This is a genomic window from Exiguobacterium sibiricum 7-3, from assembly GCF_000620865.1.
In the GTDB taxonomy this organism is placed as follows: Bacteria; Bacillota; Bacilli; order Exiguobacteriales; family Exiguobacteriaceae; genus Exiguobacterium_A; species Exiguobacterium_A sibiricum_A.
On record NZ_KK211190.1, the window covers coordinates 239,867 to 260,065 of the forward strand.

Genomic DNA, 20,199 nt, shown 5'->3' on the forward strand with positions numbered 1-20,199 from the left:
GGTCTTGTATTTTTTACGAAACATTTTTTTTACGCACATCAGCTGTTTTTCGACGCGGGAAGCCGAAGACGATGGCAAGAGATCCGCAAACGAAAAGCAGGAACGGATAAAACAGATAGGGAATCAGTTCCGGGGAAGCCGTTTTCGTTAATTCCGCTGCAATCAGCAACTGGGCTCCGTAAGGGATAATTCCTTGGATACCGCACGAGAAGATGTCGAGAATACTGGCGGATTTCTTCCGATCAATATCATACGTATCGGCGATTTCCGCAGCGAGTGGTCCGGCGACAAGAATCGAAATCGTATTGTTCGCTGTCGCGAGATTCGTTGCACTGACGAGTGCCGCCATACTGAATTCCGCACCGCGGCGTTGTGAGATTTTCCGCGTCAGCGTTTCTTTCAGGTAAGCAATCCCGCCGTTAAAGGTGATTAGGCTGACGAGTCCGCCCATTAATAACGTCAAAATCGAAATTTCTGCCATCCCCATCAATCCTTCAGACATCGACAGGACGAAGCCGCTTAAGCCGAAGCTTCCGTCAATCATACCGATGATTCCCGTCAAAACGGTTCCGCCGACTAAGACGAGGATGACGTTGACACCAAACAAGGCGAGGACGATGACAGACAGATACGGAATCAATTTATAAAACTCAAACGCTTTTGCTTCGACGACGTCTCCTGTACCTGAGACGAAAGCCAAGATGATGACCGTCAGGATTGCTGCCGGCAAGACGATCATGAAGTTGGTTCGGAATTTATCGCGCATGTTGGTTTTTTGCGTCCGTACCGCTGCAATCGTTGTATCGGAAATGAACGACAAGTTATCGCCGAACATTGCACCACCGACGACAGCTGCTGCGGCAATTGCGACATTGACACCGGTTGCTTCATGGATTCCGAGAGCAATCGGTGCAAGTGCTGCGATCGTACCGGTGGAAGTACCCATCGCCATCGAGATGAAGGCGGCGATGATGAACAGCCCGCTCATCAAGAGGGACGGGGGTAAAAATGTTAATGATGCATTGACGGTCGCTTCAATTGCGCCGATTGCATCTGCCGTTCCAGAAAAGGCACCGGCGAGTAGGAAGATAAAGACCATAATCATGATGTCCGGATTTCCGGCCCCCGTCGCAATCCGTTCCACGGTTTGATTGATGCTGCCCTTTGTTGTGACCGCCGCAAAAATCAAGGCAATCAAAGCAGCAATCAGAATCGGGAATTTGTAAAAATCATTGTAAAAAATTCCGGCACCGATAAAAAGAACTAAAAAGACAAGCAACGGTAGAAGTGCCCATTTGTTCGGTGTAATCGTCTCGTTCATAAAATCACTCCTTTTCTACGTGTACAAAAAAAGACTCCTTCGCAAGAAAGAAGGAGGTCTTTACTGAAAAAGACGCTCTTCTTATCTCTCAAGCCTCAGCTTGCTGGATTTGGCACAGTACGATTTAATCGTCCGCTGCCGAAACATCATCGGGCCAGTCCCTCCGTCTCTCGCGATAAAAAGAAGTCATTTAATTGTCTGAAATACGTTTTCTACCGTAACGTATCTTTTAATGCATGTCAACACTACTTCACTGCAGTGCTTGTTTGAGTGTCGCCACATTTTCATTCATCAAGTCAAAATAGGAAGCCTTTTGCTGCTCTTTCGTGACGGACTCGAGGTTGTGAATCGTAATCGCTTCCGCTCCGATTTCCTGTTGGATGACACGGGCGACTTTCGGAGAAACCGTTTCTTCGAAAGCGATATACTTCAAGTCGTGTAACTTGGCTTCCTTGACGATCGCCGCCAGTTGCTTTTGCGAAGGCTCGTCCGACGGTGAGATACCGGCAATCGGTAATTGCGAGAAACCGTAGCGTTCTGCTAAATATCCGTAAGCCGCATGTGTGACGAGTAATTCTTTTTTCGATCCCTTATTAACGGCCTGTTGCAGGTTTTGATCAAGATCATCTGCCTGGGTATTGAAGGCGGTGAGATTTTTCTCGAACGCTGCTTTTTTATCAGGTACCTCTTTAGCGAGCGCCGTCGTAATCGATTGCGCCATCACTTTGGCATTGTTCGGATCGAGCCAGACATGAGGGTCAAATTTGCCGTGATCATGTCCTTCTTCCGCATGTTCGCCGGTATGTCCTTCATGCTCATGAAGCGTGGCATTCGCTTCCAGCAGGTCGATTCCTTTGCTGGTCTCGACGAAGCGGACATCGTTGCCTTTAAGACTGGCTTTGATTTTTTTCGAGTACGGCTCAAGCGTCGTCCCGGTTAAGAGGAACAGATCACCTTGTGCAATTTCCGTCAGTTGTTTAGACGTCGGTTCGTATGAATGCGGATCTGCCCCTGGAGGTACGATCATCTGGACGTCGATGTCCGTTCCGCCAATTTCCTTGGCGATGGCCGCAGTAGCGAACGTCGATGTATAGACGCGAAGCTTTTGATTGGTCGCACCTTGATCGGATTCGGAAGAACCGCAGGCGGCAAGGACAGCAGCACTGGCAAAGGCAACCGTGAAAGCAGAAATTAATTTTTTCATATGAATAAACCCTCCAAAAAATATTAAAACGTAATTATTCCGATTTGAACCTTTTCACTATAACGAATCCAAAACGAAGCGTCAAGTACCAGTCGGGGAAGACGTTCGGCTTCTAAATAAATCGGGTAGAAGACTAATAAGATCAGAAATCAAGAGCAAGCTTTGGAGGTGATGAGGTGAAACGGGAAACTGCTTGGCTGATGGGAGGAGCGGCGATCTTGACGACGGCTGCTGCCGGGGCGAGTATCTGGAACAACTACGGTGCTTTATTGCGCTGGACGGAACCGGCCCTTCCGCTGTCGGAAGTCCAACTCGCGCCCCGGACGACTTTGTATAAAACCGTCAATGAACAAGAACTGAAGTTGGATTTATATTATCCGCCGGGTGATGGTCCCTTCCCGGTTGCGATTTATGCGCATGGGGGAGCCTTCGTTAGAGGAAATCGGGATGATATCTTTTGCTTTACACCAATCGTGGAACGTTTCTTGGAACTCGGAATCGCAGTTTGCAGCATCGATTATCGGTTGTTTGAGGACGGTAGCTATTTTCCGGATAATCTGGAAGATGTTCGAGATGCGCTGTGTTTCTTAAATCAGGAAGCGGATGATTTACGGATTATGCGGGGACGAATGGTGTTGTGGGGAGACTCGGCCGGTGCCGCGTTAATGTTGACGACGGCACTTGCCCCGATGGAATTCATCGGCGAACAAACAGCCGAACGCCTCCCCTTGATCAGTGGTGTCATTGCCTTGTATCCTCCGACAAATTTTCTCCTGTTCAAGTTCATTCAAACGTGGATTGCCCACATCAAGTTTTATGGGGGAGGGCGGGAAGAATGGCGGGAACTCATGACACGTGTTTCACCGGTAACGCATCTGACAGCGGACTCACCGCCGATCATGTTATTGCACGGAAAAAAAGACCCGATTGTCCCTTTTACACAAGCGCTACATTTTGTTGAAAAAGGAGCCGATGTCGGAGCCGATGTCCGGCTGTTTTCCTTCCCGAACGGCACGCATTCACTGGCGAGCTTTGCTCAAACCGAAAATCCGTTGAAAATCGAACGGTTGCTGGAACGGATTGAAGCGTTCAGCTGTCAGGTCCTGGCTTTGCCACCCCGGGAGACCCTTCATTAAAAAAGAAAACATGATACAATCAGTGATATTTCTTTTGAAGGAGACAGTGAAATGACAGAAATTTGTTTAGTGCGTCATGGTCAGACGGATTGGAATTTAAACGAGCGGATTCAAGGACGGGAGGACATCCCTCTTAATGAAACTGGGCGGTGGCAGGCTGGAATGAGCGCTGCTTACCTGGCAGAAGAAAAATGGGACGTCTTGATTTCGAGCCCCTTATCGCGGGCAGTCGAGACGGCAGAAATCATCGGACGTTCGATCGGACTGGATGTGACGGAGACGGATGAACGGTTGGTTGAACGGGAATTTGGCGTTGCATCTGGACAGCCTGTCGCCGGAATCTACGAAGCCGTCCAAGCGAATGATACGGAGCGTGTACCGGGACTTGAAACCGAACAGGAAATCCAACATCGCGTGTTTTCGGCAATTGAAGAACTGACAGAAAAATATCGAGGACAACGCCTGTTGATCGTCTGTCATTCGCATACGATCAAAGCTGCATTATCCTCGATTGATGATAGTTTTAGTTACCGGACACCACTTAAGAATGCATGTGCGAACTATATTCGTTTCTCCGATCGGTATGAGATTGACCGGATCAATGTCGCGGATCATATCGTAGATTACACGAAACGTCCTTAAGAAAGAGTCGGATTTTCGTGCAGGTACTGTTTAAATGTTTCTTTCGCGATACTCGTAATGTGGGCACCGCGTTTGGAGCGGCGGTCTTTGTATTCTTGAATCAAGGCTTCACCGGTGAAATGGTCTTCGACGACTTCACGTAAGATGGATTCCGACAAGTCATTTTTCATCATGACCATCTTTCCTTTGAACAGATACGATACCCCTTCACTTAAGGGAGTCGATTCAAGTGGTGTCACAATCATGGCAGCCGGATCATTATCAGGTCGGGAAATCGTAATTTCAATCAAGGCACGTAAATTTTTAGCGAACAACTCGTCGATGATCGGTTGATCATTTTCGAGGACGACAATTTCAGCGACCCACTGTGCCGTCTGATCCGTGCTGACAGTCAGTCCATCTTTGATCGCAACGGGAATCGTTGTATCCCGACCGGATTCATCCATTAGAATACGTAAGGTGCACAATTTAAAGGTTTTCAAGAAAACGCCTCCTTGTTGAATGAACAACAGATTTTCTTCAGTATACCGTGACCGGGCAAACGGTGGGAAAGTTTTAGGGAGGATTTTTTAGTGAACTATGTTTAAATGGAGTTAGAAATTAGAAACAGGAGGACCGTTCATTATGCCGCAAGCACTGATAGGAGTATTAGGAATCATTGGCATCATCTTACTTGCCCATTACATCATCTCGTATTGGCATGCTGAACCAACAGACCGTCCGACACTTGCTTATCGTATAGCGCTCCTGATTGCCTGTTTGCTTCTCGTCAGTGGAAGCGACCATTTAATCAGTATTTTTTATGCGGATTCCTTGGCAGAGTTCGGTCAACGGATTACGTATATCGTTTTCATCGGAGGTGCGCTTGGTTTCGCTTGGTACTTTCGTCAACAAATGGAACAAGCGGCAATCCAAATGACAGTTACACCAGATGAAACAGCCCACTTCAGCTGAAGTAGGCTGTTTTTATTTTCAGGTATTTATTTGAGACCGCTCGCAGTCCGTGTGTTGCGAATCATATCCAGTTTCAGTTTCCAGAGACGGTCGCTGAAGGTGATGGCGTAGACTTCCGGCAGGCGGAGACGTTTGTATTCTTCCCACAGGCGGCCGATTTGCTGCTCGTGGAACTGGCGGCTTTCTTCAATGGTCGGGACGGAATAGATGAGTTCACCATCAACGAAAATCGGTGTCAACAACCGTTCGACGTTAAAGTTCTCGATCCGGTTTCGGAATGACGGATCACGGACGTCGATTAAGTCGATTGAATCCAGATCAGTCGGATCTTCGTCGAGCAACGTTACGTAATCGCCTTTGAACTTATTCGTGACACGGTCGACAATCCGGTACACTTCTTTGATGTGTGGCGTCGTCGTTTTGGCTTTAGAAGAAGAGACTTTGATGACGGGAACGAGCTCACCGTCTACTTCACGTGCGACCAGCTTATAGACCATGCCGAGTGCAGGTTGTTCGTATGCCGTGATACCACGCGTCCCGACGAGGAACGTATTCGCCTGCGCACCTTGAATCCGTAAATCCTGGATGACGTATTCATCGAGATCACCGGATAAGACGATGTCGACATCGGGGAATCCGGCTTCGTCGAGCATTGTCCGCGCCCGTTTGGATAAGTAAGATAAATCGCCGGAATCAATCCGAATGCCGCGCAATTTATGCCCTTTTGCTTCGAGCTCCTTCGCGACGATGATGGCATTCGGCAAACCGCTTTTCAGCGTGTCATACGTGTCGACGAGTAGTGTCGCCTGATCAGGATAGTAGGCAGCGAATGTCCGGAACGCCGTCAATTCATCATCATGGAATTGAATATCGGCATGTTCCATCGTTCCGCCGCACGGAATACCGAAGTCTCGTCCGGCCGAAGCAAGGCTCGTAACATCAAATCCAGCTAAGTACGAAGCACGGGTTCCAAAATAAGCAGCATCGATACCTTGGGCACGACGCGCTCCGGCCTCAAGGAATTTTGCTCCCGGTGCCGATTGACGGATCCGCGCATATTTCGTGGCAATCAGGGATTCATGGTTTGCGATATTCAAAATTGCAGTCTGCAATAATTTCGCTTCGAAAATCCGGGCTTCGATCCGAACGAGTGGTTCGTTCGGGAAAACGATTTCGCCCTCTTTGACGCTCGAGATGGAACCGGAAAATTTAAAGTTTCGCAACTCATCTTTGAACTCGTCCGGGAAACCGATCATTTTTTGGAGATACGTAATGTCTTCTTCTGTAAAACGAAGTGTCTGGACATATTCGATGATGTTTTCGAGTCCGGCGAAGACGACGTATCCGCCTTCGAACGGGTTCGACCGATAGTAGACGTCAAAGACAGCTCGTTCATTGTGACGTCCTTCTTGCCAATAAATATACATCCACCGTGGCAGATAAAGATCAGTATGAAGTGCAAGATTACGTTGTAGCATGAAGACAGATCCCTTCTTATTCGCCGACGACATCTGCGCCGATCGATTGTTTAAAATGTGTAAGCGCCCAGTCGTGGCCGGCCGCGTTAAAGCTTGCGACAGCGTCGGCATGGACGACGATTTTGTATCCCAGATTGTAGGCATCGACCGCTGTATGCAGGACACAAATGTCCGTACAGACACCGACGAGGTGAACTTCGTGAATCGAACGTTCGCGTAACCGCAAATCAAGATCCGTTCCGGCAAAAGCACTATACCGTGTTTTATCGATGACATGATCTGCGACACGTGCCATCTCAGCTACTTGTCCGAAGAGATCTCTGCCGTGAGTGCCACGGATGTTGTGTGGTGGGAAGAGGACGGTTTCCGGATGGAACGTGTCTCCTTCTTCATGGATATCGTTTGCGATGACGACGTAATCCTCAGCTGAAAACTCATCCATCAGCGAAGCGATGCGTCCTTCAATCGCCTGTCCTGGTTTTCCGCACGTCAACTTTCCTTCATCGGCTACAAAATCAACCGTATAATCAATCACGATAAGTGCACGCATGAGCGTCTGCCCCTTTCTTTTTTGGGAGATAGTGTTCTCCTTCACATTGTACTCTATCTGTGCCCGAAGACAAAAGGAAGAAATCCATCCGCTAGAGGTATAAGAAACCAGAAAAGTAGGGTATAAGGTATAGGACGAAAATAATATGGTGGAGGAGGAAAATGGCATGAAGAGGTTGAATGAGTATGAAGTGGAAGAACGTCTAGAAGGACTGGCGGAATGGCGTGTCGTCGATGACGAAATCGTCCGTGTCTATACATTGGATTCATTCCCGGCAGCACTTGATTTTGTACAGGAGGTTGGTTCGATAGCGGAACATCTCAACCATCATCCGAGAATCATCATCGATTATAAGAACGTTACGCTTGCTGCGACGACCCACGATTCAGGTGGTCTGACTAGCAAAGACTTCGAACTCGCGGAGGCCTGTGATGCCATCTAAACTTTCCATAACATTTGGTAGCGGTAGTTTTGTCGATCAAATTCGATCCCGTGATCCTCATATTCGGGCAGCAAGTGGAAGTGGTGAAGCTCTTTTGTTTATTGAAACAGAAGGGAAGTCCCCATTTCAAAGCGGCAACACGTATACGTTACTCGAGACACGCGGTAATTTTGATGAACAAGGCAGTTTATTCTACTGGTCGATTCCGGCAGATCAGAACAGCGGTGATTTATTTGTCCATCATGTCATGTCGGATCCGAAAGTACTGGGTGCGGAATACGAAAGTTTCCAAGCCGTTCGCATTGCCCGCGTCGAGCGTGGAACGGATTTGGTCTTGTTAATTCAGTTCAACAATGACACGGATGCTTCGCGCTATGCGAAATCAGTTGAACGACTGACCGTCGACCAGTATGCTGAAGAGGCAGGGAAGTCATTTTCGCCTTCTCCAGTCATGAAACGGTATCAGCTTTTACAACCACTTTAATGAACAGTTAAATTAGTCTAGGGGGAAAAAACAGATGAAAAAGAATTACTTTTTAGTAGCAACGCTTGGTGGAGCACTTGTAGGTGCCACGTTATCCATGCTTCATAAAGATACACGTCAATCGCAACTTGCTGCAGTCAAACGTACATTTGGCGGAGCGGGAACACAACTTTCAGCTGTTAAACAAGATCCAAAAGGCCGTTTTGAAGAACTTCGCGCTTTATATACAGATAACCAAGAAACAATCCACAACTTGATCGATGATATCAAAGATCTTGCGGAATCATTGCGTAAATAAGCAAATAGGAAAAACGAGCCTGTCTGAATTTCGAAAATCGGAATTCAGACAGGCTCGTTTTTTGTTCTTTTTTTAAATGAATCGTGCCAGCAGTCCAAACACGGCGAAGGCGACGATGACATAAAAGATGATCCGTCCGAGTTGTCCGGAACCGCTCGTATGAATGATGCGACCGCCTGATGCAGGACGTCTTCCGGTATTGAATGGTCGTGTAAACGGTACTGTGCCTTTTCCGAAGAGGAAGCCGGCAAGGAATCCGAGCACGAAACCATATAAATGACCGAAGACAGAAACGTTTGAACCGAGCAGTGTGAAGATTGCTGTAATGGCGCTAAAGATATAAACGAGACGTGCATCATCGGCTGAGATGACGGTCCGTTTGAAACGACCGAGGTAGACATAAAAACCAAGCAATCCTAAAATGGCTCCCGATGCCCCGGCTTGACCATAAAACGGTTCATTGATTTTCGTGAAATACGTCAAGACGTTAGCCAGCGTACCGACCAAAAGATAGAAGGAAGCAAACTTCGCATGACCAATCATCCGTTCTAGCGCAGGTGCAAAAATGATCAAGGCAAACGTGTTGAAGGCGATATGCCAAAAATCATAATGCAGGAACGTCGCAGTCACGACACGCCACCATTCCCCGTTCCCGATGAACAAGTTGATGGCTGCCCCGTAATTGAGCGGCGAAAAGCCAAAGTTGAAAAAGACATTTAACTGTTCGATGACAAACAGCACAACTTGGATTAAAATGAACAACGAAACGACCGGATAAGAACGTGTGAACGTTTGTAGGTTTTCCGTTCGACTAAACATGACAACACCTCGCTTCCTCTTCATTCTATATGAAGATGGCGAAGAATAGAACTGTGGAGGCGTCAGGAATGATTTTCGGAATAGGACTCGATCTCGTAGAACTGGAACAAATTCGACAAACGCTGGAGCGTCAACCGCGAATCGTCAAACGGATCTTGACGGCAGAAGAACAAGAACGGTTTCATACGTTGTCCGACGGGCGAAAGCTTGAATATCTCGCAGGGCGGTTCGCGGCCAAAGAAGCGTTTGTCAAAGCATTTGGAACCGGCATCGGTGCCGAAGTATCGTGGCTCGATCTCGAAGTGTTAAATGAAGCCTCGGGACGCCCGGTCATGACAGGACCGTTTGAAGGAATCATCCATCTCTCGATTACCCATTCCGACCATTATGCGGCTGCACAAGTCTTATTAGAAAAGAGGAGTTCAGATGTATCGACCAACTTGGATAGAAATTGACCGCGAAGCAATCGCACATAACGTACGGGAAATCAAGGCACGGATCGGTCATCAAACGATGATGGCGGTCGTGAAGGCGGATGGATACGGACACGGTGCCGTGACGGTCGCGGAAATCGCTTTAGCAAACGGAGCGGATTTGCTGGCCGTCGCACTCCTTGAAGAAGCGATCGAGTTACGGGAAGCGGGAATTCAGGCACCGATTTTAATGCTTGAAACGCTTTTACCGGAACACGCACCGATTGCCTCGAACTATGATGTCGCCGTGCCTGTTTTTTCAGCAGACTGGTTGCGGGAAGCGAAACAGCATTTAACGGACGTCGATCATTTACGACTCCATATCAAAGTCGACAGCGGAATGGGGCGTCTTGGACTACAGACACTTGAAGAGTTGGATGCCGTTTTAAAAGAGTTGGACTCGGACGTGATGGAGCTCGAAGGCATCTATACACATTTCGCGACAGCCGATGAGCTGACAAGCCGGTTGTTTGACGAACAACAGACCGTTTTTCTGCGCTTCGTCGAACGTGTGCCGGGCATTCGGTATATCCATGCTGCCAACTCAGCGGGTGCCATCCGTTTAATCGGACAGGATCCGTTTAATGTCGTCCGGATCGGGATTGCGTTGTATGGGGCGATGCCGTCGGATGAAATGATTCCCTTCTACGATTTTTTAAAGCCGGCTTTCTCATTAAAAAGTCGTCTGATGCAAATCAAGTGTGTCGAACCTGGTCAGACGATCAGTTACGGCGCAACGTATACGGCTCCTACGGATGAATGGATCGGAACGGTGCCAATCGGATACGCCGATGGCTGGTCCCGTAAATTCCAGGGATACTCGTTGCTTGTCGACGGCTACCCGTGTGAAATCGTCGGACGCGTCTGTATGGACCGGTTGATGATCCGCTTACCGCGCAATTATCCAATCGGAACAGAGGTCACGTTGATCGGGCAAGGTGTACCGATTGATGAAGCGGCTCACTGGTTAGGTACCATCAACTACGAAGTGCTCTGCCAGTTTTCGAAGCGAGTCCCGCGCGTCTGATTTTTGAAAAGACATCAATATGATGGCAAAAAAATGTTATTTGTTTGAATTTTGATTGTATTTTCTGAATTTGACTGATATATTGAAGTGGAAGTGAGTCGTTCGTTAAGGTTTCAGTGAATCTGGAGGTGCCATTATCTTGGTCCAACAACGGGAAAAGCAATTTGTTGAACGAAATGTAGCGAAGGAGACGATTGGGATGAAGTCGAACCATACGACCGAAGAACGCAAGCGTCAGCTACGTGAGGAATTGAAACGTGGTTACGAAGAAATGGCAGCGATCAATTTATCAATCGTTGGCGAAATGTTCCAGATTGAAACGGAGGCGGAGTTCTCGCTCCTACGTCAAGTAAGCGGGGTGTAAGCTTTGATAGTCAAACGTGGCGACGTGTTTTATGCAAATTTGTCACCTGTGGTCGGATCGGAACAAGGAGGCGTTCGTCCTGTCCTTGTCCTACAAAATGATATTGGTAACCGATTCAGCCCAACTGTAATCGTGGCTGCGATCACGGCACAGATCGACAAAGCCAAACTACCGACCCATGTGGAAGTATATCGAGAGCGACACGGATTAGAACGTGATTCGGTCATCCTACTTGAGCAGGTCCGTACAATCGACAAACGCCGTCTAACGGATAAAGTCACGCACCTAGATCCTGACACGATGATGAAAGTAAATAGTGCCGTCGCGATCAGCCTAGGCTTGATTGATTTTTAGGCACTTACATATAACAGCGAGAAGAGTCGATACATCTGTATACGACTTTTTTTGAACATTTTTTTAAATTTTGGTTTAAAGATGTTTAAATGCGGGAATTACATCAGAGTGACCTTTTCTTTAAGAGGGGTCATCCCATACTATTTAAACTATATAGATAGAGAGAACACATAGCAGATTTTCCTTGAGGAGGAACTTGAAGATGGATTTAACAATTAAAACAGAGCAACTAGATGGTCAGACGCATCTCTATATCGCAGGAGAGATTGATACGTATACAGCACCGAAACTTCGTCAAGAACTCGTACCAGCCGTTGAAGCAAATGATGTCGTCGTTCATTTAGATGAGATTCATTATATGGATTCAACAGGTCTTGGTGTGTTTGTCGGCGCCTTAAAAGCTTCAAAGAAAAATGGAACATCGTTTACACTCGTCGGTGTGTCTGAACGCATTCGTCGTTTGTTTGAAATTACTGGTCTTTCAAGCATCATTACAATCGATAGTGGTGTACGAGGTGGAACACAATGAAAAACGAACAACTTGAAATGACACTTCCGGCAAAACCGGAATATGTTGCGATTGCTCGATTAACAGTTTCAGGTGTCGCGAATCGGATGGGTTATACCTACGATGATATCGAAGACATCAAAATTGCTGTTTCTGAAGCATGTGCGAATGCAGTTCAGCATGCCTATGAAGGAGAGCAAGATGGATCGATGGCTTTAACGTGTAACGTTTACCCGGACGATCGTCTTGAAATCATCGTGAAAGACAATGGTGTGACTTTCGATAAAGACAGCGTGAAGCGTCAAAGTGAACCAATCACGGAATCGCATGATTTAGACTCTCTGCACGAGGGGGGACTAGGGATCTTAATGATCGAAGCACTCATGGATCAAGTCACGATCGAGAAAGCAAACGGCGTCACTGTCCATATGACAAAATATATGAATAGAGATGAGGTGGGTCAAAGTGCCAGCAAAGTCTCAACAACGCCATCACAGTGACGATGAAGTCCTTCGTCTAATTGACCTGTACCAACAAGATGATCAAGATGAAGAAGTTCATGCTGCTTTACTTGCCCGGTATTCCGATCTTGTAGAGGCGCTTGCCCGTAAGTTCTCACGTGGCCGTCCGATTCATGATGACCTCGTCCAAGTCGGGATGATTGGCCTGCTTGCCGCTCTTCGTCGTTTTGATAAAGAGTTCGGTCGTAGTTTTGAATCGTTTGCCGTTCCGACCATCATTGGTGAAATCAAACGGTTTATCCGTGATAAGACATGGAGCGTTCACGTTCCACGTCGTATCAAGGAGCTTGGACCGAAAATCAAGAAAGCCGTCGAAGAACTGACGACAGAATTGCAACGTTCACCGCGTATCGATGAAATTGCAGCTCGTCTGGAAGTATCGGAAGAGGAAGTTCTCGAGACACTTGAGATGGGTAAAAGTTATCAAGCCCTTTCTGTCGACAGTTCGATCGAAGCCGATCAAGAAGGCAGTACGGTCACATTACTTGACCTCGTCGGTAACCAGGAAAACGGATATGATTCGGTGGATCAAAAGCTGATTCTCGAAAAAGCATTTGCTGTTTTGACTGACCGGGAACGTTCGATTTTAGAATGTGCCTATTACCGCAACATGAGTCAAAAAGAAACCGGAGAGCTCCTTGGAATTTCGCAAATGCATGTGTCGCGTCTTCAGCGTCGTGCGTTGCAAAAATTACGGGAAGCCATCAAAGTAGAACCGAACGAAGTATTTTCAAAAGACTGATGCGGAAGCATCGGTCTTTTTTGTGTCCCATCGATTCTTCGGTATAATAACAGAGAGGTGAGGAAAATGGAGAAGAGAATCGCAACAGAATTGAACATCAGACCAGCACAAGTTAAAGCCGTTTTACAATTGACGGAAGACGGAGGAACAATTCCGTTTATCGCCAGATACCGTAAAGAACAAACCGGTGAACTCGATGAGGTCGAAATCAAAGCAATCCTCGATCGCCATAAAAGCATCACACAACTTGAAACGAAACGAGAAGATGTCCTGCGGAAAATCGAAGAGCAGGGTGTTTTGACGTCTGAGTTAAAACACAGTTTGAATGGAGCCACGACATTACAACAAATTGAAGACTTATACTTACCGTTTCGTCCGAAGCGGAGAACAAAAGCAGAAATTGCCCGTGAAGCGGGATTAACCCCGTTCTCTGACTTTTTACGTTCACCGAAACCATACGACGAACAACAATTTAACCAGTATGTAGCGGCGCATCCGGAAGGGGAGGCAATTGCTGGAGCACAAGCCATCATAGCAGAAGAATGGGGCGAGCAGGCGAGTGTCCGGGAACATATCCGGAAGACAGCCTACCGATTTGCAGATATCGTCACGAAACTAAAAAAAGACGCAGTCGACGAAAAACGTGTCTTTGCCCAGTACTATGAGTACAGCGAACGGATCCGGCAAATCGTGCCACATCGGATCTTAGCGATTAATCGTGCCGAGTCGTTAAAAATCGTTTCTGTCAAAATCGTCCTGGAAGAACAACATGTTTTACCATACTTGTTGAAGCCGTTCAGCCGATTGGCAGAACCAAAACGTCGGTTGGTCGAAGATGCCGTCCAAACGGGATATAAAAAATCAGTTTTCCCGGCAATCGAACGGGAACTTCGGAATGAGTTGACCGATAAAGCAGAAAACCAGGCGATTGAAGTGTTCGGAAAAAACTTACGACAACTCTATATGCAACCACCGATGAAAGGGAAAGTGATGTTAGGACTTGATCCTGCGTACCGGACCGGATGTAAGTGGGCAGTGATTGATCCGACAGGAGAAGTAAAAGAAGTGGGTGTCGTCTATCTGACGATGTCGGAACAAAAAGCACATGAGGCACGCCAAGTCTTAACGAAACTAGTAAACCGGTACGGGATCGAATTGATTGCGATCGGAAACGGGACGGCTTCCCGCGAGACGGAATCCTTTGTCGCCGACTGGATTAAAGGACATGATCAAATTGCCTTTACGATTGTCGATGAGGCAGGGGCGAGTATCTATTCGGCGTCAGAAATTGCCCGCACTGAGTTTCCGGATTTACAAGTCGAGCAACGGTCAGCCATCTCGATTGCACGACGCTTGCAGGATCCATTGGCGGAGCTCGTCAAAGTGGACCCACAATCCGTGGGTGTCGGACAGTACCAACATGATGTCACACAGACGAAGTTAAAAGAAACACTCGATTTCGTCGTCGAGACAGTCGTTAACCAAGTGGGTGTCGACGTCAATACGGCCTCGGAGTCATTGCTCGGTTACGTCGCAGGGATTACGAAAGCAACAGCTAAAAAGATTGTCGAACGCCGCTCGGAACTGGGGGCTTTCGCCTCCCGGAAAGAATTGTTGAAAGTCCCGCGTTTAGGAGCAAAAGCATATGAACAGGCAGCCGGCTTCTTGCGCATCCCGGAAGGCAGTCATCCGCTTGATCGGACACCGATTCACCCGGAACAGTATAAAACCGTTGAGTCCTTGTTTAAGCAACTGGATTTGCCGTTGCAGAGCGTTGGAACGGAAAACTTACGGACTCGACTCGGAGAATTATCCGTACCGGACACAGCTCAATTGCTTGAAGTCGGTGAGCCGACATTACGAGACATCATTGAAGCATTGCAGCGTCCAGAACGGGATCCGCGGGAAGCGCTCGATAAGCCGTTACTGCGTCAAGATGTCTTATCGCTGGATATGATTCAAGTCGGAATGGAGTTCCAGGGGACGGTCCGCAATGTGCTCGACTTTGGTGCTTTCGTTGATATTGGTGTGAAGGAGAGTGGTCTTGTCCACATCTCGAAGCTCAGTAAAAAACGGGTCAAACATCCGCTTGATGTCATTGCAGTAGGTGATATCGTAACCGTTTGGGTAACGAGTGTCGAACCGGAACGAGGACGGATCGGTCTGACGATGGTCAGTCCGTCATGACGAACGAAGAGTTGCAGCAATACGTCGAGCAACTCTCGCTCGACGTGTTTGCTTTACCTTTTAGACATATTGCACTTTTTAACAATCGCTTACGGACGACTGGTGGACGTTATTTTCTGACGGATCATCATTTGGATTTCAATCGGAGCTATTTAGTCGACCGTCATATCTTTCGTGGAATCGTCATTCATGAGCTGTGCCACTACCATTTACACTTACGCGGAATGGGACATCGGCACCAGGATCAGGATTTTAAAGAGTGGCTACAACGATACGGAGGACTGCGCTACAGTCCGCGTCTGGAAGAAACGGAAAAAAAGAATCATCTTTATGAGTGTGAGAAATGCGGGACATTATATAGAAGAAAAAGAAAGATGAATCCGGAACGATACCGTTGCGGACGATGTCGTGGAAAGATTTTTTACAAAAGTAGTTGACGTTCATTTCGGAGCATGATAAATTATAGAAGTCGTCAAAACGACCGCAACTAAACAACTTCTCGTCACTAAAAACTTTTTTAAAAAAGCATTGACGAAGAGAAAGAAAGTTGCTAATATAGAAAAGTGTTCTGAAACGAACGTCACGTTCCGCAATAGCTCAGTGGTAGAGCAACCGGCTGTTAACCGGTAGGTCGTAGGTTCAAATCCTACTTGCGGAGCCATTATTTTTGGAGATGTACCCAAGTGGCTATAAGGGGCGCCCCTGCTAAGGGTGTAGGCCGGGAAACTGGTGCGAGGGTTCGAATCCCTCCATCTCCGCCAGACCTCTTATGTGAATTTGTTACTTGAGAATAGTTATCAGTTTTTAAATGGCCCGTTGGTCAAGCGGTTAAGACACCGCCCTTTCACGGCGGTATCACGGGTTCGATTCCCGTACGGGTCACCATTTCGGAGGATTAGCTCAGCTGGGAGAGCATCTGCCTTACAAGCAGAGGGTCGGCGGTTCGATCCCGTCATCCTCCACCATTTTAATTTCATACTTAAGTTTCACAAAAATGTGGTCCTGTGGTGTAGCGGTTAACATGCCTGCCTGTCACGCAGGAGATCGCGGGTTCGAATCCCGTCAGGACCGCCATTTTTGGGCTGTGGCCAAGTGGTAAGGCACTGGATTTTGATTCCAGCATGCGAAGGTTCGATCCCTTCCAGCCCAGTTTTTCGTGTCATTAGCTCAGTTGGTAGAGCATCTGACTTTTAATCAGAGGGTCGCAGGTTCGAATCCTGCATGACACACCATTTTATTTTTTAATTCCTAACTTTATATTTGCGGTCGTGGCGGAATGGTAGACGCGCTAGGTTGAGGGCCTAGTGGTGGCAACACTGTGGAGGTTCAAGTCCTCTCGACCGCACCATATCGCACCCTTAGCTCAGCTGGATAGAGTACTTGACTACGAATCAAGGGGTCGGGAGTTCGAATCTCTCAGGGTGCACCATATTTTGTTTGCTTTTGACGGGCCTATAGCTCAGCTGGTTAGAGCGCACGCCTGATAAGCGTGAGGTCGGTGGTTCGAGTCCACTTAGGCCCACCATTCAATTTTATAATCTCATGGGGCCTTAGCTCAGCTGGGAGAGCGCCTGCCTTGCACGCAGGAGGTCAGCGGTTCGATCCCGCTAGGCTCCATTTGTTTATCTTTATGACGAACTTTGAAAACTGAACGATGAGGCAAAAAACGTATCTTCGGATACAAACAATGAATGAAGCGCAAGCTTCGTCAACGTGACTTCGGTCACAAAAACGAGCAAGTCAAACACTTTATGGAGAGTTTGATCCTGGCTCAGGACGAACGCTGGCGGCGTGCCTAATACATGCAAGTCGAGCGCAGGAAGCTCACGGAACTCTTCGGAGGGAAGTGAGGGGAATGAGCGGCGGACGGGTGAGTAACACGTAAGGAACCTGCCCCAAGGATTGGGATAACTCCGAGAAATCGGAGCTAATACCGAATAGTTCTTCAGACCGCATGGTCTGATGATGAAAGGCGCTCCGGCGTCACCTTGGGATGGCCTTGCGGTGCATTAGCTAGTTGGTGGGGTAATGGCCCACCAAGGCGACGATGCATAGCCGACCTGAGAGGGTGATCGGCCACACTGGGACTGAGACACGGCCCAGACTCCTACGGGAGGCAGCAGTAGGGAATCTTCCACAATGGACGAAAGTCTGATGGAGCAACGCCGCGTGAGTGATGAAGGTTTTCGGATCGTAAAACTCTGTTGTAAGGGAAGAACAAGTACGAGAGGTAATGCTCGTACCTTGACGGTACCTTGCGAGAAAGCCACGGCTAACTACGTGCCAGCAGCCGCGGTAATACGTAGGTGGCAAGCGTTGTCCGGAATTATTGGGCGTAAAGCGCGCGCAGGCGGCCTTTTAAGTCTGATGTGAAAGCCCCCGGCTCAACCGGGGAGGGTCATTGGAAACTGGAAGGCTTGAGTACAGAAGAGAAGAGTGGAATTCCATGTGTAGCGGTGAAATGCGTAGAGATGTGGAGGAACACCAGTGGCGAAGGCGACTCTTTGGTCTGTAACTGACGCTGAGGCGCGAAAGCGTGGGGAGCAAACAGGATTAGATACCCTGGTAGTCCACGCCGTAAACGATGAGTGCTAGGTGTTGGGGGGTTTCCGCCCCTCAGTGCTGAAGCTAACGCATTAAGCACTCCGCCTGGGGAGTACGGCCGCAAGGCTGAAACTCAAAGGAATTGACGGGGACCCGCACAAGCGGTGGAGCATGTGGTTTAATTCGAAGCAACGCGAAGAACCTTACCAACTCTTGACATCCCCTTGACCGCTTGAGAGATCAAGTTTCCCCTTCGGGGACAAGGGTGACAGGTGGTGCATGGTTGTCGTCAGCTCGTGTCGTGAGATGTTGGGTTAAGTCCCGCAACGAGCGCAACCCCTATCCTTAGTTGCCAGCATTCAGTTGGGCACTCTAGGGAGACTGCCGGTGACAAACCGGAGGAAGGTGGGGATGACGTCAAATCATCATGCCCCTTATGAGTTGGGCTACACACGTGCTACAATGGACGGTACAAAGGGCAGCGAGACCGCGAGGTGGAGCCAATCCCAGAAAGCCGTTCCCAGTTCGGATTGCAGGCTGCAACTCGCCTGCATGAAGTCGGAATCGCTAGTAATCGCAGGTCAGCATACTGCGGTGAATACGTTCCCGGGTCTTGTACACACCGCCCGTCACACCACGAGAGTTTGCAACACCCGAAGCCGGTGAGGTAACCGCAAGGAGCCAGCCGTCGAAGGTGGGGTAGATGATTGGGGTGAAGTCGTAACAAGGTAGCCGTATCGGAAGGTGCGGCTGGATCACCTCCTTTCTAAGGAAAACGTCCCTTACGGGACATGCCCATCGTTCAGTTTTGAGAGCTCGTCTCTCTAGTCTCGATAGAGACACTCGCACCTTGAAAACTGAAGACATCAACAAGACATCAAACTTTTTATAACCATGTCATTAGACGTGTGTTCTTAGAATACCAAAATGCTAGATCAAGGTATGAAGGGCGTACGGTGGATGCCTTGGCACTAGGAGCCGATGAAGGACGCGACGAACAGCGATATGCTTCGGGGAGCAGTAAGTATGCTTTGATCCGAGGATTTCCGAATGGGGGAACCCACCATCCGTAATGGGATGGGACATGTTACATGAATACATAGTGTAGCGTGAGGCAGACCCGGGGAACTGAAACATCTAAGTACCCGGAGGAAGAGAAAGCAAATGCGATTCCCTGAGTAGCGGCGAGCGAAACGGGAACAGCCCAAACCGGAGAGCATGCTCTCCGGGGTTGTAGGACACTCTATACGGAGTCAAAAAGGAAGACAGTAGGTGAACGACCTGGAAAGGTCGGCCGAAGAAGGTGACAGCCCTGTAGCTGAAACTGTTTTCCCTCCAGAGTGGATCCTGAGTACGGCGGGACACGTGAAACCCCGTCGGAATCCGGGAGGACCATCTCCCAAGGCTAAATACTCCCTAGTGACCGATAGTGAACCAGTACCGTGAGGGAAAGGTGAAAAGCACCCCGGAAGGGGAGTGAAATAGATCCTGAAACCGTATGCCTACAAGTAGTCAGAGCCCGTTAATGGGTGATGGCGTGCCTTTTGTAGAATGAACCGGCGAGTTACGATAGCGCGCGAGGTTAAGCTGATGAGGCGGAGCCGTAGCGAAAGCGAGTCTGAATAGGGCGCCATAGTGCGTTGTCGTAGACCCGAAACCAGGTGATCTACCCATGTCCAGGATGAAGGTCAGGTAACACTGACTGGAGGTCCGAACCCACGCACGTTGAAAAGTGCGGGGATGAGGTGTGGGTAGCGGTGAAATGCCAATCGAACCTGGAGATAGCTGGTTCTCCCCGAAATAGCTTTAGGGCTAGCCTCGAGGTTGAGAGTTCCGGAGGTAGAGCACTGATTGGACTAGGGGCCCCCACAGGGTTACCGAATTCAGTTAAACTCCGAATGCCGGCAACTTATACTCGGGAGTCAGACTGCGAGTGATAAGATCCGTAGTCAAGAGGGAAACAGCCCAGACCGCCAGCTAAGGTCCCAAAGTGTATGTTAAGTGGAAAAGGATGTGGCGCTGCCTAGACAGCTAGGATGTTGGCTTAGAAGCAGCCACCATTCAAAGAGTGCGTAATAGCTCACTAGTCGAGTGGCGCCGCGCCGAAAATGTAACGGGGCTAAACATACCACCGAAGCTGCGGATTCCGTA

At 48.4% G+C, this 20,199-nt stretch carries 21 protein-coding genes, 11 tRNA genes, 1 rRNA gene, 1 riboswitch and 2 other annotated features; of the genes, 27 read left to right on the forward strand and 6 right to left on the reverse strand.

Annotation, left to right across the window (positions count from 1 at the left end; all coding sequences use genetic code 11):
- Positions 1-13 precede the first annotated feature (13 nt).
- Complete coding sequence (locus P402_RS0102195; protein ID WP_026827232.1) at positions 14-1,321, reverse strand: Na+/H+ antiporter NhaC family protein; 1,308 nt, start codon at positions 1,319-1,321, stop codon at positions 14-16.
- 78 nt (positions 1,322-1,399) lie between these two features.
- Positions 1,400-1,503, reverse strand: a riboswitch (SAM riboswitch).
- Positions 1,504-1,571: 68 nt separating this feature from the next.
- The gene (locus tag P402_RS0102200; RefSeq protein ID WP_026827233.1) at positions 1,572-2,525 is read right to left on the reverse strand and encodes a metal ABC transporter solute-binding protein, Zn/Mn family; all 954 of its coding nucleotides are present in this window, start codon (positions 2,523-2,525) and stop codon (positions 1,572-1,574) included.
- A gap of 176 nt (positions 2,526-2,701) precedes the next feature.
- Between P402_RS0102200 and P402_RS0102205 the strand changes: the two genes are divergently transcribed.
- Positions 2,702-3,661, forward strand: a complete 960-nt coding sequence (locus tag P402_RS0102205; protein WP_026827234.1) for an alpha/beta hydrolase — start codon at positions 2,702-2,704, stop codon at positions 3,659-3,661.
- A 51-nt stretch (positions 3,662-3,712) separates the two neighbouring features.
- Positions 3,713-4,303, forward strand: a complete 591-nt coding sequence (locus P402_RS0102210; RefSeq protein ID WP_026827235.1) for a histidine phosphatase family protein — start codon at positions 3,713-3,715, stop codon at positions 4,301-4,303.
- Here the strand turns inward: P402_RS0102210 and P402_RS0102215 are convergent.
- Positions 4,300-4,785 (reverse strand): YwpF family protein, encoded by a 486-nt coding sequence (locus P402_RS0102215; RefSeq protein WP_026827236.1) that lies wholly within the window; start codon positions 4,783-4,785, stop codon positions 4,300-4,302. The genes P402_RS0102210 and P402_RS0102215 overlap by 4 nt on opposite strands.
- 142 nt (positions 4,786-4,927) lie before the next feature.
- Between P402_RS0102215 and P402_RS0102220 the strand changes: the two genes are divergently transcribed.
- On the forward strand, positions 4,928-5,257 hold the full coding sequence (locus P402_RS0102220) for a hypothetical protein (RefSeq protein WP_026827237.1): 330 nt from the start codon (positions 4,928-4,930) through the stop codon (positions 5,255-5,257).
- Positions 5,258-5,283: 26 nt separating this feature from the next.
- On the opposite strand, the gene P402_RS0102225 is transcribed toward P402_RS0102220, so the two are convergent.
- Entirely contained in the window at positions 5,284-6,735 is a 1,452-nt protein-coding gene (locus tag P402_RS0102225) for a nicotinate phosphoribosyltransferase (RefSeq protein WP_026827238.1), read from the reverse strand.
- A 16-nt stretch (positions 6,736-6,751) separates the two neighbouring features.
- Entirely contained in the window at positions 6,752-7,285 is a 534-nt protein-coding gene (locus tag P402_RS0102230; RefSeq protein ID WP_026827239.1) for a cysteine hydrolase family protein, read from the reverse strand.
- 166 nt (positions 7,286-7,451) lie between these two features.
- On the opposite strand from P402_RS0102230, the gene P402_RS0102235 reads away from it, so the two are divergent.
- The 3 genes from P402_RS0102235 to P402_RS0102245 are packed head-to-tail and all read left to right on the forward strand — an operon-like array spanning position 7,452 to position 8,509.
- On the forward strand, positions 7,452-7,727 hold the full coding sequence (locus P402_RS0102235) for a 4a-hydroxytetrahydrobiopterin dehydratase (protein WP_026827240.1): 276 nt from the start codon (positions 7,452-7,454) through the stop codon (positions 7,725-7,727).
- Positions 7,717-8,211 carry a hypothetical protein gene (locus P402_RS0102240; protein ID WP_026827241.1) on the forward strand — a complete coding sequence of 165 codons (495 nt, stop codon included), beginning with the start codon at positions 7,717-7,719 and terminating at the stop codon, positions 8,209-8,211. Before P402_RS0102235 ends, P402_RS0102240 begins: the two co-directional genes overlap by 11 nt.
- A 34-nt stretch (positions 8,212-8,245) precedes the next feature.
- Complete coding sequence (locus P402_RS0102245) at positions 8,246-8,509, forward strand: hypothetical protein (RefSeq protein WP_026827242.1); 264 nt, start codon at positions 8,246-8,248, stop codon at positions 8,507-8,509.
- Positions 8,510-8,581: 72 nt separating this feature from the next.
- Here P402_RS0102245 and P402_RS0102250 read toward each other — a convergent pair whose 3' ends face one another.
- A complete protein-coding gene (locus P402_RS0102250) occupies positions 8,582-9,328 on the reverse strand; it encodes a rhomboid family intramembrane serine protease (RefSeq protein WP_026827243.1) in 747 nt (248 codons plus the stop codon).
- A 68-nt stretch (positions 9,329-9,396) separates the two neighbouring features.
- Here P402_RS0102250 and acpS point away from each other — a divergent pair, with 68 nt between their 5' ends.
- The 21 genes from acpS (at position 9,397) to P402_RS0102360 (ending at position 18,814) form a co-directional block, all read left to right on the forward strand.
- The gene (gene acpS, locus P402_RS0102255) at positions 9,397-9,783 is read left to right on the forward strand and encodes a holo-ACP synthase (protein WP_026827244.1); all 387 of its coding nucleotides are present in this window, start codon (positions 9,397-9,399) and stop codon (positions 9,781-9,783) included.
- Complete coding sequence (gene alr, locus P402_RS0102260) at positions 9,755-10,828, forward strand: alanine racemase (protein ID WP_026827245.1); 1,074 nt, start codon at positions 9,755-9,757, stop codon at positions 10,826-10,828. The genes acpS and alr overlap by 29 nt, the downstream gene beginning before the upstream one ends.
- Before the next feature lie 139 nt (positions 10,829-10,967).
- Positions 10,968-11,192, forward strand: a complete 225-nt coding sequence (locus tag P402_RS0102265) for a hypothetical protein (protein WP_012371670.1) — start codon at positions 10,968-10,970, stop codon at positions 11,190-11,192.
- A 3-nt stretch (positions 11,193-11,195) separates the two neighbouring features.
- The gene (locus P402_RS0102270) at positions 11,196-11,546 is read left to right on the forward strand and encodes a type II toxin-antitoxin system PemK/MazF family toxin (RefSeq protein WP_014971520.1); all 351 of its coding nucleotides are present in this window, start codon (positions 11,196-11,198) and stop codon (positions 11,544-11,546) included.
- A gap of 202 nt (positions 11,547-11,748) precedes the next feature.
- Positions 11,749-12,075, forward strand: coding sequence for an STAS domain-containing protein (locus P402_RS0102275; RefSeq protein WP_026827246.1), 327 nt, complete (start codon positions 11,749-11,751; stop codon positions 12,073-12,075).
- Positions 12,072-12,554, forward strand: coding sequence for an anti-sigma B factor RsbW (gene rsbW, locus P402_RS0102280; protein ID WP_012371667.1), 483 nt, complete (start codon positions 12,072-12,074; stop codon positions 12,552-12,554). Before P402_RS0102275 ends, rsbW begins: the two co-directional genes overlap by 4 nt.
- Positions 12,520-13,317 carry an RNA polymerase sigma factor SigB gene (sigB, locus tag P402_RS0102285; RefSeq protein WP_012371666.1) on the forward strand — a complete coding sequence of 266 codons (798 nt, stop codon included), beginning with the start codon at positions 12,520-12,522 and terminating at the stop codon, positions 13,315-13,317. Before rsbW ends, sigB begins: the two co-directional genes overlap by 35 nt.
- 66 nt (positions 13,318-13,383) lie before the next feature.
- On the forward strand, positions 13,384-15,504 hold the full coding sequence (locus P402_RS0102290) for a Tex family protein (RefSeq protein ID WP_026827247.1): 2,121 nt from the start codon (positions 13,384-13,386) through the stop codon (positions 15,502-15,504).
- The gene (locus P402_RS0102295; RefSeq protein WP_026827248.1) at positions 15,501-15,941 is read left to right on the forward strand and encodes a SprT family protein; all 441 of its coding nucleotides are present in this window, start codon (positions 15,501-15,503) and stop codon (positions 15,939-15,941) included. The genes P402_RS0102290 and P402_RS0102295 overlap by 4 nt, the downstream gene beginning before the upstream one ends.
- A 149-nt stretch (positions 15,942-16,090) precedes the next feature.
- Positions 16,091-16,165 (forward strand) — tRNA-Asn (locus tag P402_RS0102300).
- Positions 16,166-16,173: 8 nt separating this feature from the next.
- A tRNA-Ser gene (locus P402_RS0102305) sits at positions 16,174-16,265 on the forward strand.
- A gap of 49 nt (positions 16,266-16,314) precedes the next feature.
- Positions 16,315-16,389 (forward strand) — tRNA-Glu (locus P402_RS0102310).
- Between the two features lie 4 nt (positions 16,390-16,393).
- Positions 16,394-16,469, forward strand: a tRNA-Val gene (locus P402_RS0102315).
- A 33-nt stretch (positions 16,470-16,502) separates the two neighbouring features.
- Positions 16,503-16,578, forward strand: a tRNA-Asp gene (locus P402_RS0102320).
- A gap of 4 nt (positions 16,579-16,582) precedes the next feature.
- Positions 16,583-16,654 (forward strand) — tRNA-Gln (locus P402_RS0102325).
- A 6-nt stretch (positions 16,655-16,660) separates the two neighbouring features.
- Positions 16,661-16,736, forward strand: a tRNA-Lys gene (locus tag P402_RS0102330).
- A gap of 30 nt (positions 16,737-16,766) precedes the next feature.
- Positions 16,767-16,852 (forward strand) — tRNA-Leu (locus P402_RS0102335).
- A 4-nt stretch (positions 16,853-16,856) separates the two neighbouring features.
- Positions 16,857-16,933 (forward strand) — tRNA-Arg (locus P402_RS0102340).
- A 19-nt stretch (positions 16,934-16,952) separates the two neighbouring features.
- Positions 16,953-17,029, forward strand: a tRNA-Ile gene (locus P402_RS0102345).
- Positions 17,030-17,048: 19 nt separating this feature from the next.
- Positions 17,049-17,121: transfer RNA gene (locus P402_RS0102350), tRNA-Ala, on the forward strand.
- Positions 17,122-17,252: 131 nt separating this feature from the next.
- A 16S ribosomal RNA gene (locus P402_RS0102360) occupies positions 17,253-18,814 on the forward strand.
- A 181-nt stretch (positions 18,815-18,995) separates the two neighbouring features.
- Positions 18,996-19,552 (forward strand) — a sequence feature (23S ribosomal RNA rRNA prediction is too short).
- 57 nt (positions 19,553-19,609) lie between these two features.
- Positions 19,610-20,199 (forward strand) — a sequence feature (23S ribosomal RNA rRNA prediction is too short).

Excerpts from the sequence above, each read along its gene's own strand:
- P402_RS0102195 (WP_026827232.1), bottom strand. The coding sequence starts at position 1,321 with ATGAACGAGACGATTACACCGAACAAATGGGCACTTCTACCGTTGCTT.
- P402_RS0102200 (WP_026827233.1), bottom strand. The coding sequence starts at position 2,525 with ATGAAAAAATTAATTTCTGCTTTCACGGTTGCCTTTGCCAGTGCTGCT.
- P402_RS0102210 (WP_026827235.1), top strand. The coding sequence starts at position 3,713 with ATGACAGAAATTTGTTTAGTGCGTCATGGTCAGACGGATTGGAATTTA.
- P402_RS0102220 (WP_026827237.1), top strand. The coding sequence starts at position 4,928 with ATGCCGCAAGCACTGATAGGAGTATTAGGAATCATTGGCATCATCTTA.
- P402_RS0102225 (WP_026827238.1), bottom strand. The coding sequence starts at position 6,735 with ATGCTACAACGTAATCTTGCACTTCATACTGATCTTTATCTGCCACGG.
- P402_RS0102230 (WP_026827239.1), bottom strand. The coding sequence starts at position 7,285 with ATGCGTGCACTTATCGTGATTGATTATACGGTTGATTTTGTAGCCGAT.
- P402_RS0102235 (WP_026827240.1), top strand. The coding sequence starts at position 7,452 with ATGAAGAGGTTGAATGAGTATGAAGTGGAAGAACGTCTAGAAGGACTG.
- P402_RS0102240 (WP_026827241.1), top strand. The coding sequence starts at position 7,717 with ATGCCATCTAAACTTTCCATAACATTTGGTAGCGGTAGTTTTGTCGAT.
- P402_RS0102245 (WP_026827242.1), top strand. The coding sequence starts at position 8,246 with ATGAAAAAGAATTACTTTTTAGTAGCAACGCTTGGTGGAGCACTTGTA.
- P402_RS0102250 (WP_026827243.1), bottom strand. The coding sequence starts at position 9,328 with ATGTTTAGTCGAACGGAAAACCTACAAACGTTCACACGTTCTTATCCG.
- acpS (WP_026827244.1), top strand. The coding sequence starts at position 9,397 with ATGATTTTCGGAATAGGACTCGATCTCGTAGAACTGGAACAAATTCGA.
- alr (WP_026827245.1), top strand. The coding sequence starts at position 9,755 with ATGTATCGACCAACTTGGATAGAAATTGACCGCGAAGCAATCGCACAT.
- P402_RS0102275 (WP_026827246.1), top strand. The coding sequence starts at position 11,749 with ATGGATTTAACAATTAAAACAGAGCAACTAGATGGTCAGACGCATCTC.
- rsbW (WP_012371667.1), top strand. The coding sequence starts at position 12,072 with ATGAAAAACGAACAACTTGAAATGACACTTCCGGCAAAACCGGAATAT.
- P402_RS0102290 (WP_026827247.1), top strand. The coding sequence starts at position 13,384 with ATGGAGAAGAGAATCGCAACAGAATTGAACATCAGACCAGCACAAGTT.
- P402_RS0102295 (WP_026827248.1), top strand. The coding sequence starts at position 15,501 with ATGACGAACGAAGAGTTGCAGCAATACGTCGAGCAACTCTCGCTCGAC.